The organism is Brevibacillus sp. AY1 (assembly GCF_029870785.1).
GTDB classification, from domain to species: Bacteria; Bacillota; Bacilli; order Brevibacillales; family Brevibacillaceae; genus Brevibacillus; species Brevibacillus invocatus.
Genome location: NZ_JAFLPN010000028.1, coordinates 38,786 through 47,700 on the forward strand (window position 1 = coordinate 38,786; position 8,915 = coordinate 47,700).

Consider the following 8,915-nt stretch of genomic DNA (forward strand, 5'->3'; position numbering starts at 1 on the left):
CGGTAAAAGCTGCTTGTTAACGGGAAATCCTAGTTGCATCCTGATCTCACTATATCATAGGAACGGGAGGAAATTAAGCTCTTGCCATGCGACTATTTCTTTACTCCCTTGGCAATCGCGAGAAGTTCCTCTTTTGTGAGTTTACTGTTCGATGGCACAGATAGTTTATAGAGTGTTCGCATAGGGTCAGACTCCTCTCCCTTTACCCACTCCACTCTCATTCCATGGTAATCCCGGATGAACAATGCATCCACAGAGCCTGCTTGCACCAACTCTACTTCTGCTTCCTGCGACACGAAGGTTCTCTTTCTTCCTGTCAGCGCAGCACTATAATGAAAAGTATCCTCTCCGTTGGCATAAGTGATGGATACACCCTTTGGATTCTTCTCGAGCGGGACTTCTTTCACGATTGCCTTTTCTCCGGATTTTTTCGTCCCTGCCTTTAGCTCAGCTTCGATCGCTTCTTCATTGCCATAGGTCGCAACCTCGCTGCTGACAAAACCTTCCTTGAAACTATAGCCTGCTGGGAGTTCTGCCGGATATTCGAAAGCCGGAGCATTCCTGTGGGTAACTTCCTGTTGGAAGGCATCCCATGCGGAGAACGGAATCTGCTGGGATACATAGAAAACCGTCCCTTGAGGATTCAAGCTCTCATCGGGAATATAGATAGCGGCCCCCTGTCCTGGCGGCACATGTCTTGCTACTTCATTGACAACATCCAGATAAGCCTGTTCCTGTTTGCTTGGCTGCGCCGTTACGCCAAATCTCGTTACTGCATAGGAATTGGGTTGAAGGGATTCCGCCGTATACAAGGTGTCTCCTTTTTCATTTTTGATGCTCCAGATACCTGCAGCGTATGCAACAATACTGCCCACAAAAAGGATTGTTACAGCTGACAGAACGACAGAGACAGGCTTGCGAATCGCGAAGAAGAATCTGGAGCGTTTATTTTCATTCAACCGGTGCATAACCTTCGAGGCGATGTCTAGGTGATCCGTTTCGATCGGCAAAGCATGCTGCTGAATTACCTGTTCTTCATGGGAGAGAGTATGTTTCCGCATAAAGATCCTCCTCACTTTCGGTGATCATGTTTCTTACTTTTTTCCGAAGACGCTCATAACGCTTTTTCACAGTTTCTTGCCTTTTGCCGATAATCTCCCCCATCTCCTCGAAGGTTTTTTCATCAAAAATTCTCATTACAAGCAAATTGCGTTCTTCCAGTGTGAGCTTTTCGAGTATCTTTGCGATGGGTTCGCTAAACACTTTGTCTTGGACAATCTCTTCAGCAGATACTGCTGCGACCTCTGTCCGGGAAAAGAATATATCCTTCACTTTTTGCATGAGCTGTTTTCTTCTCAACTCATTCAGGCAATGATGGTAGGCGATCTTGTACAGCCAGGCAGAAAAAGAAGCGGTCGGTTTATACTCCCCCAGCCTTTGGTACACCTTCATAAAGATTTCCTGTACGGCATCTTCGGCTTCCTGCCTGTTCCAGAACAATCGATAGCAATACGTGTATATCTTGCCTTGATGAATCTGTACCAGCCACCGAAAAGCCTCCTGATCTTTTTCTTGCACCGCACGCCGTATCAGGTCCTCTATATTCTCCTGCACATCCTCACCTCCATTGTCTTTTCTCTGTTCACTATGTATAACACTTGCCGAATGCGTAAAGGGACAGTTGAACACGCAATTAAAAAGAAAAAACCCCCCATATGGCATAAAACCATAAAGAAGGCCGCAATGGGAGGTTTTGTTATCCTTAGCGAAGTAACTTAATGAACTCACGCATGAAGCCAGGCAGATCTGGCCAAGCATGCCCCGAGACGAGGTTGCGGTCGACATGAAGGGTCTCAGTCTGATAGATGGCCCCGCATGCTTCTACATCCGGTCTGCACGCCTGGTAAGCCGTCATTTCTCTGCCCTCCAGATATTCTCGGACAATCGTCAACACCTGTGAACCGTGACAAATGGCCGCCACTGGCTTGTTGGCCTCAAAGAAATGGGCGACGATCGGCTTTAGATGCTCATTCAGCCGGATATGCTCTGGCGCACGTCCCCCTGGGATAATCAAGGCATCGAAAGCCTCAGGATTAATCTCTGCAAAAGAAGCATGGGCTGGAAGCTGGTAGGCTGGTTTTTCGGTATACGTTTCACTGTGAGCTTCAAAATCGTGACATACGGTATGCAGCGTTTTGACCGTAGGAGCAGCGATAACCGCTTCAAACCCCTCTTCCAGGCAACGATAGTACGGGTAAAAAACCTCCAAAGCCTCTACAGCATCCCCGGTTACAATCAACACTTTTTTACTCATCCGACAGCCTCCTCATGACTTTTTTTTGGAAAGCACGCCTCCCGTTTTTCCAATTCTTTGAGAAGATGTTTGATTCCTGCTTGGTAGACACCAAATTCATCAAGCTGTCGGATTCGCGTCACTCATCATGCAGCATGGTATGGATCGATTCCATGTGCGGTGGAAGAACGCCCGCGGTTTTCCGATTCGCGGGATTTGATTTAAAGGAAAAGAGCCATCGTAGAACAACAGAATGTGCTGTTTGGTGGACCTCCAATAAGAGGTCCGTTTCCTATACCTTTTTGCGTCGCTTATAAAACAAAATGAAGCTGCTCAACAACACCACCAGTCCAATATGCAAATACCATCCCTCGCAAGCCAACATCATCATGAGTTCCCAAATGTTCGCTGGACCAGCCCCTGTCCCCACTTGGCAACCCGATTTGATCTCCACGTTTTACTATGAAGCTGCGAACCATACAACCAAAATATGCACGGTACCCTGCACCACCAAAAGCACCCGCCGCACCCATAGCGCCGCACTCTTTTGCTGCTGCTCATCGATCGGAAGCAGGGATGACCGACTTTGGTGCCGGACTTGGCTCCCGATTCCCTTCAGCTGAATGGCAGACAAAAAAAGAATCAGTAGAGCGACTGCCGCTTTGGCAAGCACACCAGGCAAGATCAACATCAATAACGAGCTGATGACAAGGATCCGGATATACATCCCGGCCAGATCACCTGAGCGCAGGAATGATTTCAGGAACAGGATCCGTCCCGCGTTTGCTTTGCGATACGGGATCAGTCTGGCTGTCCAAATGAGCCATTTACGAGACTTCACTCGCTGCTGCAAGGACGGGACATCCCGAAATTGGTTGGCGATCTGATAAAAACGCAGACGCAGCCGGTTCTCTACCTCAAGCAATCGGTACCATTGGTAGGCATGTCCTTTTGAAATGCGCTGCAGCCGAATATGGAACCAGATCAACAGCCCCATCCAGATAAATACCCCATAGGGCAAAAGCTGTCCCTCGCTCAGCATCCAAGCGAGCAGGTAAAACGTAATGCCAAATCTGACCAGCGTGTACAAGGCATATTGGTTCTTGTCAGGCAGGCGCATGGTGATCCAGCCGCTGTACACATTCCAGCCCTTCAAGATAAAGGGCACTCCCCAATACAACCACAGCTGAGCCCCAGCTGGCCCCATCGTCGCTTTGTACAAGGGCATCAGCAGTAAAAGGACGAGGAATAGCCCGATGCTTTGAACGACGAAATTGTAGATCTGCGTCTTGCGAAAATAACGATCCATCTTGGCTTCAGCGGGTGTCAGGAACAGCAGGTCCGCTTCCAGCAAAAAGGTTCGATGAGGACTTCTGGTGACAATAAGAGCGATTACGATAGAAAGTGCGACTGGTACCGGAAACCACACGGGAATCGCCTGGACGAGGCTCGGATAGTAATAAGCGAGCAGTCCCGTCAGAAAAACGGCAACCATTAGTACGCCTCCGTTTGCCATGTACTGTCCGTAGAGGACGACCTCCTTGGAAAACCTCCGCAGCCGCTCGCGAAATAAGAGATCTACATTCATCATCATTCTCCCTCGACCAGATGCAAGTAGATGTCGTCCAGTGAGTGGTTCGGCATGCCCGTGATGCGGCGCAGCTCGTCCAGCGTCCCCTGTGCCTTGATCCGCCCTTTGTGCAGGATGATAAACCGATCGCAATACTTCTCCGCCGTCGCCAATATATGTGTCGACATCAAAATGCCCGCGCCTTGTTCTTTGCAGCTCTCAAGCCAGGTCAACAAGGTGCGGATTCCCAGTGGGTCCAGCCCTAGAATAGGCTCGTCCACGATGTACAAAGACGGTTGTACCATCAAAGCCATCATGATCATGAGCTTTTGTCTCATTCCTTTTGAAAACTGCCGAGGGAAGCGATCTCGAGCTTCCTCCATGCGAAATTCCTTGAGCAGCGGCTGCACACGCTCGGCAAACACCTTTTTATCCAGGCCGTAGCTCATCGCCGCAAGCTCCAGATGCTCCCACAAGGTCAATTCATCGTAGTAAATCGGAGATTCCGGAATGTAGCCAAAGGTGTGCCGATAGGTTTCCGGACTGCCTGAAAACGTCTTTCCGGCTATGCGGATCTCGCCTTCCCTTGGCTCCAGCAGACCCAGGATGTGTTTGATAATCGTACTCTTTCCTGCGCCATTCAGGCCGATGAGCGCCACGATCTCTCTTTCCTGTATGTGAAAGGAGATATCTTCGATGACGGCACGACTCGATACATACCCGCCTGTAACTCCCTCTACTTCCAGCAATGCAGCCATGATATTCCCCTTTTCTTGTTACTTGCAATCGTCTTGATTGCATTATATCGAAATCGACAGGCTTCAGGAAATCTCTTCATCTCGTTTCGCCTGAGGGAATGCATGTAAAGCCAAACAGGGCCCTTTATTTAAAGAGGCCGTGTCTGGCTTTGAAGGATTACTTTATCTCCAGCTGGATCGTCCATTCCTGTGCATCCCAACTGACCGAATACCCCAGTTTTTCCGCTACCTTTTTCACGGGTAAAAACGGCTCCCCGTTGATTTGCACGGCGTCGTTCCTGAATGCCTCTGCCCCTCCGTTCAGCCCGAGCAGCAATTTATCCGCCTGAATATAAGCTGTCCCATTTCGCAAAACCTTTTGCTCTGCCGTGTACGGATACGTGTTGCCGTTCACTTTCAGTGTAAATACACCTTTATCCGCCTGTGGTGCAGGCGTAGGTTTGGATGTGTGGTAGGAGCCACCGTCAACACTGAGTACCGTCCCTTCCCGCGTGTTGTCCACCCCTCCGTACATCTTGCCCGTTTCAAAATCGTAGACGACGGCTTGCACATTCCCGATGTTACCCGGCTTCTCCGCAAACACATGTCCTTTTGCCATCAGAGCCAGTATCACATCCTGATCGATGCCTGCCTCCCAGGTGACATTCGGATAGTTGCTGGAGAAGATGCGCGGCGACAGGATCGCCTCCTGAATAGGCATGTCGTGTTCAATCACATTCAAAATCGTTTGGGACACGGACGCAATGATCGTGGAACCGCCCGGCGAGCCTACCGCCATAAACGGTTTGTCGTCCTTCATCACAATCGTGGGCGTCATGCTGCTGCGCGGACGTTTTCCTGGCTCTACCTGATTGGCACCGCCTGGCACGGCGTCAAAGTCAGTCAGCTCGTTATTCAGCATGAGGCCGTACCCCGGAACCATGATCCCCGACCCAAAAACATCCTCAATCGTCGTCGTGTAGGAGACCAAATTTCCCCACTTGTCCATCACGGAGAAATGGGTGGTGTATATGTGCTCGCTTGCCTCGCTTAATGGGAGTGGAGCAGCAGCTGTTTTCTCTTCATAAGCCCACGGATCACCTGCCGCCACTTCGGCATTTGCCCTGTCCGGAAGAATCAGCTTTCTGCGCTCGTTGATGTAGTCGTCATGGATCAGTCCTTTTTTCGGCACAGGGTAAAAGTCTTCATCCGCCATGTATTTGGCTCGGTCGGCATAGGCCAGGTGATTGGCTTCGATCAGGTTGTGCAGGTATTCCACCGAGTTGGCCCCAGCCTTTTGGTTATCAAAGCCCTCCATCAGCTTGAGGATTTGGATGACAGTCAATCCGCCCGAGCTTGGCGGTGGCATTGAGACAATCTCGTAGCCGCGGAAGTCTCCTCTCACCGGCTCCCGCTCCTTGACGACATAATGCTGCAGGTCCTCCATCGTCATCGATCCGCCGGTACGCTGCACTTCCTTTACCAGCGCCTCCCCGATTTCTCCTTTGTAGAAGGCGTCCGTTCCCTTTTGCTTGATCAGCTTCAGCGCTTTCGCCAGATCAGGCTGTACCAGGAGATCTCCTTCTTTCAAAGGTTTCCCGCCCGGCACGAATACGTTCCCGGCCGTGTCATGCTTTTCCAGCTTCCATACTGCGCTGTTGATGTACTCGCTTGTAATCCAGTTTACCGGAACACCCTTTTCCGCCAGCTCGATGGACGGATCGATGATATCGGGCAGCTTCATCGTCCCGTACTTGTTCAGTGCCGTATCCACCCCTAGCAGCGTGCCCGGTACGCCCACCGCCTTGCCGTTGGTGTGCCGCTCGTCGAACGGAATCGGCTTGCCGTCCTCGTCCAGGAACATGTCTGGAGCTGCATGCTTCGGCGCCATCTCCCTGCTGTCAATCACCGTGAACTTGTTCTGATCCTTCAGGTAGATCATCATAAAACCGCCGCCACCGATCCCCGACATCATCGGCTCTACGACGTTCAGCGCCAATTGGATGCCTGCTGCGGCATCTACCGCATTGCCGCCTCGTTCCAGAATCTCCAGTCCGACCTTTGCTGCTGCCGGATGCGAGACCGCCACTATCCCCTGTGTTGCTCCTTCACCCGATGCAGGTACCCCTGGCACTGCCGCCTGCACTGGCGCAGCGAGAGCACATAGAGCCGCAGCCATTACAGCCAACGACCTCCACTTTTTCATAGATTCCCTCCTCAGTATGCTTGTTTCATTGCCATTGCAATGTTATTCCAATTTTCTGATATTTATTCTGGTCAACGAGACTCAAAACGACAAAAGCTGTCCTCATTTGAAAAGGACAGCCTCTGCTGCATACGCTTCACCATCTCTGCGAATCACCGCCATATCTGATAGACCTCTCCATTCAATTGCCCTCTGACCCTGTAGACATCCCCTACGGCAATCTCAAGCTCACCTAGCCCCTTCACCAAAATCTCCTGACCCAGCTCTTCTACAAACAGCGGAAAACACGTTTCACCTGTATCATGGACGATTCCAGACAATCCTTCGCATGCGACAAGGACAGAGGGAATTGCCTGTCTTGCCTCGCACCGTCGCCGATATGGAGCAGGAAATCTCTGTAGTCTTGCGGCAATTCAATATTGGCGGTTGCTTCAAAATGCTCTATCTTCTCCAAGGTCAATCATCTGCCTTATCGGCAATCTCGTCGATTATTTATAAAACCTTATTTAACCGACATCGTTGTATTGGAGGTCAGATAAAAAAATCCCGGCTACGCCTTCCACGAATGGAGATAGCAGCCGGGTTCATTATTAAACCGTCACAGATTGTGCTTTCGTATCATTATACACCTGAGTATCCAGCTCTTTCGTCACTTTGCTCGTCAGCACACCAGTCGTCATGCTTCCGCTCACATTCAGTGCAGTACGTCCCATATCGATCAACGGCTCTACGGAGATCAGCAAGCCCACGATCGCGATCGGCAGGTTCATCGTAGACAGGACCAGCAGCGCTGCAAAGGTCGCTCCGCCGCCCACACCTGCTACCCCGAAGGAGCTGAGGGCAACGACGACGATCAGCGTGAAAATAAAGGATGGTGTCAGTGGATCAATCCCTGCGAGCGGCGCCACCATTACGGCGAGCATGGCCGGATAAGTTCCCGCGCAGCCATTTTGCCCGATGGAAAGACCGAATGACCCGGCGAAGTTGGCAATGCCCTCAGGAACTCCCAACTCCTGTGTCTGGGTTTTGACATTCAGCGGCAAGGCTCCTGCGCTCGTACGCGAGGTAAAGGCGAAGGTCAGCACAGGAAATGCCTTTTTGATATACGTGATCGGGTTCAATCCAGCGAAAGCCAGCAGCAGCAAATGAACGGCAAACATGAGCGCCAGAGCCACATACGAAGCCACAACGAATTTTCCCAGCTGCCAAATCGCATTGTAATCACTGGTCGCTGTCACTCTCGTCATAATCGCCAGCACGCCGTATGGAGTCAGGCGCAAAATCAGCGTAACGACGCGCATGATCACCGCATGGAACGTATCCACGATTTTGGCGAATAGCTCGGCTTGCTCAGCATTTTTCTTCCTTACTCCCAGGTACGCAATTCCGATGAAAGCGGCAAAGATGACAACAGCGATGGTAGACGTCGGACGATCACCGGTCAAATCCAGGAAAGGATTGGCTGGCAAGAGTTCCAATACCTTTTGCGGCAGTGTCATGTTCTGGATCTCACCCAGACGCTGTTCGACCTGACCGATTCGCGCGGTTTCAGCATCCCCTTGCTGGAACTGGGCTCCATCCAGATTGAACGCCAAGGTGGACGCAATCCCGATCGCAGCGGCCACAGCCGTCGTCCCGACCAGCAGGCCGATGATGAGCGTGCTGATTTTTCCGATGTTCTGGGTTAATTTCATTTTGGTAAAAGCAGAGACAATCGAGATGAACACCAGAGGCATCACAATCATTTGCAGCAGTTTCACATAACCTCTTCCGACGATGTTATACCAGTCCAAGGTCGACTGCAGGATGTCGGATTTCGCTCCATAAATAAATTGCAGGACGAGTCCGAACAAAATACCTACACCTAAACCGACAAACACCCGTTTGGAAAACGAAATGTGTTTCTTTTGCATGGTGTACAATCCAATAATGATGGCAAGTAAAACAACGATGTTCACAATCGTCCACAATGTTGACATTTCATTTCCCTCCATTCCACTTGGAATTTACGTTTATTAAAAAGAATATGCTTACTCACTAGCGTTGCATAAAAAATGTGTTTGTGATTTGTCGAAGTATTCTGAATGAAATCTTCAGCTTCCCAACCAA

The 8,915-nt window shown here is 50.5% G+C and carries 9 protein-coding genes; all 9 read right to left on the minus strand.

Going from position 1 to position 8,915, the window contains the following annotated elements; all coding sequences use genetic code 11:
- Window positions 1–92: 92 nt before the first annotated feature.
- Entirely contained in the window at window positions 93–1,061 is a 969-nt protein-coding gene (locus JZI27_RS18755) for a hypothetical protein (protein ID WP_280208689.1), read from the minus strand.
- Complete coding sequence (locus tag JZI27_RS18760) at window positions 1,036–1,614, minus strand: RNA polymerase sigma factor (RefSeq protein ID WP_280208691.1); 579 nt, start codon at window positions 1,612–1,614, stop codon at window positions 1,036–1,038. The genes JZI27_RS18755 and JZI27_RS18760 overlap by 26 nt, the downstream gene beginning before the upstream one ends.
- Before the next feature lie 148 nt (window positions 1,615–1,762).
- Window positions 1,763–2,314, minus strand: coding sequence for a DJ-1/PfpI family protein (locus JZI27_RS18765; RefSeq protein ID WP_251244864.1), 552 nt, complete (start codon window positions 2,312–2,314; stop codon window positions 1,763–1,765).
- Between the two features lie 439 nt (window positions 2,315–2,753).
- Window positions 2,754–3,881, minus strand: a complete 1,128-nt coding sequence (locus JZI27_RS18770; protein WP_280208692.1) for an ABC transporter permease — start codon at window positions 3,879–3,881, stop codon at window positions 2,754–2,756.
- A 2-nt stretch (window positions 3,882–3,883) separates the two neighbouring features.
- On the minus strand, window positions 3,884–4,621 hold the full coding sequence (locus tag JZI27_RS18775) for an ABC transporter ATP-binding protein (protein WP_280208694.1): 738 nt from the start codon (window positions 4,619–4,621) through the stop codon (window positions 3,884–3,886).
- Between the two features lie 157 nt (window positions 4,622–4,778).
- On the minus strand, window positions 4,779–6,806 hold the full coding sequence (gene ggt, locus JZI27_RS18780) for a gamma-glutamyltransferase (RefSeq protein WP_280208695.1): 2,028 nt from the start codon (window positions 6,804–6,806) through the stop codon (window positions 4,779–4,781).
- 152 nt (window positions 6,807–6,958) lie between these two features.
- The gene (locus JZI27_RS18785) at window positions 6,959–7,126 is read right to left on the minus strand and encodes a hypothetical protein (RefSeq protein WP_280208696.1); all 168 of its coding nucleotides are present in this window, start codon (window positions 7,124–7,126) and stop codon (window positions 6,959–6,961) included.
- Complete coding sequence (locus JZI27_RS25070) at window positions 7,075–7,266, minus strand: SMI1/KNR4 family protein (protein WP_122909083.1); 192 nt, start codon at window positions 7,264–7,266, stop codon at window positions 7,075–7,077. The genes JZI27_RS18785 and JZI27_RS25070 overlap by 52 nt, the downstream gene beginning before the upstream one ends.
- A 130-nt stretch (window positions 7,267–7,396) precedes the next feature.
- A complete protein-coding gene (locus tag JZI27_RS18790) occupies window positions 7,397–8,785 on the minus strand; it encodes an L-cystine transporter (RefSeq protein ID WP_280208697.1) in 1,389 nt (462 codons plus the stop codon).
- Window positions 8,786–8,915: the final 130 nt, after the last annotated feature.

Coding starts and splice junctions, on each gene's coding strand:
- JZI27_RS18775 (WP_280208694.1), bottom strand. CDS start 4,621: ATGGCTGCATTGCTGGAAGTAGAGGGAGTTACAGGCGGGTATGTATCG.
- ggt (WP_280208695.1), bottom strand. CDS start 6,806: ATGAAAAAGTGGAGGTCGTTGGCTGTAATGGCTGCGGCTCTATGTGCT.
- JZI27_RS18765 (WP_251244864.1), bottom strand. CDS start 2,314: ATGAGTAAAAAAGTGTTGATTGTAACCGGGGATGCTGTAGAGGCTTTG.
- JZI27_RS18755 (WP_280208689.1), bottom strand. CDS start 1,061: ATGCGGAAACATACTCTCTCCCATGAAGAACAGGTAATTCAGCAGCAT.
- JZI27_RS18790 (WP_280208697.1), bottom strand. CDS start 8,785: ATGTCAACATTGTGGACGATTGTGAACATCGTTGTTTTACTTGCCATC.
- JZI27_RS18770 (WP_280208692.1), bottom strand. CDS start 3,881: ATGAATGTAGATCTCTTATTTCGCGAGCGGCTGCGGAGGTTTTCCAAG.